We start from the raw sequence: 1,368 nt of genomic DNA on the forward strand, positions 1-1,368 counted from the left end.
CTCAGACCATTTTTAATATTAAGAGTATAAAATTTCTTTTTAGGGCATACACACATATAACTTCATCCCCCGGTCTCCAATCCGTGATCATCCGTGTCATCTGTGGTGAATATCCCCCGTCATGTCAAACGAATATTTCTTTTCAATGTTTGGAAATGTAGCAAGAACTTCGTTTATTTGCGTTATGAACTTCATTTTGAAAGACTATGGCAAATTACATCCGTTTCGACTGGGCCATGAAGCGATTGTTGCGCAATAAGGCCAACTATGCTGTATTGGAAGGACTGCTGACCACGTTGTTGGAAGATAAGGTGAAAATCTGCAAGTTGCTGGAAAGCGAAAGCAACCAGGAGGATGAGTATGACAAGTATAACCGTGTGGACATGCTTGCCGAGGACTCACGGGGCGAACTGATCCTGATAGAAGTGCAAAACAACAACGAGTATGCTTACTTCCAGCGCATGCTGTTCGGTGCGTCGAAACTGGTGACGGAATATATCAACCGTGGCGAGGGATATGAAAAAGTGCGCAAGGTGTATAGCGTGAACATCGTCTATTTCTCGTTAGGGCACGGAAAGGATTTTGTTTACCATGGCAAGACGGAGTTCCGTGGCATTCACGAGGGCGACCTGTTGGAGCTTTCGCCATTCCAGCGTCAGACTTTCAAGGTCGATCAGGTGAGCCAGCTTTATCCGGAGTACTACATACTGAAGGTGAACGACTTCAACCGTGTGGCAAAAACGCCTTTGGAAGAATGGATTTACTATCTGAACACGGGCGAAGTGCCGGAAGGTGCCACCGCACCAGGACTGGAGACCGTGAAAGAGCAGTTGCAACTGGACCGTATGAGTCAGGATGAACTGAAAGCCTATTATCGCCACTTGGACAATATCGTCATCCTCCGGGATAATATTCAGACAGAACGGGCAGAGGGAAGAGCTGAAGGAAGAGCGGAAGGGAGAGAAGAAGGATTGGCTGAAGGAAGAGCTGAAGGAAGAGAACAAGGCATTAGGGAAGAGCGTCTAAAAAACGCTACTGCCATGAAAGCCGCCGGCATTCCAATCGAAACTATAGCCCAAATCACCGGACTCACAGTCGAGGAAATCAAAACCTTATAAACTGTCAATAATTTACAGATTACACAGATTTGTCAGATTAATTTATATGCAAACTGTAGAGACGCAAAATTTTGCGTCTCTATCCCTTACACATTATTATACTACTACCCCACCGCCATGTTTAATCCGTGATCATCCGTGTCTTCTGTGGTATTTTTCATCAGTTTGCAGGGTGAAGTTTCATCGTAATATTCTGTGGGTGAACTATTTGTGGTGAAAGATGGATACGCGGACTACACGGAATGAGCGG

The 1,368-nt window shown here is 45.3% G+C and carries 1 protein-coding gene; it reads left to right on the forward strand.

Annotated features, from left to right (window positions below):
* Positions 1-206: 206 nt before the first annotated feature.
* Positions 207-1,118 carry an Rpn family recombination-promoting nuclease/putative transposase gene (locus QVP67_RS01915; protein ID WP_022161872.1) on the forward strand — a complete coding sequence of 304 codons (912 nt, stop codon included), beginning with the start codon at positions 207-209 and terminating at the stop codon, positions 1,116-1,118.
* Positions 1,119-1,368: the final 250 nt, after the last annotated feature.

The organism is Bacteroides sp. CAG:633, assembly GCF_000435115.1.
GTDB lineage: Bacteria > Bacteroidota > Bacteroidia > Bacteroidales > Bacteroidaceae > Bacteroides > Bacteroides ndongoniae.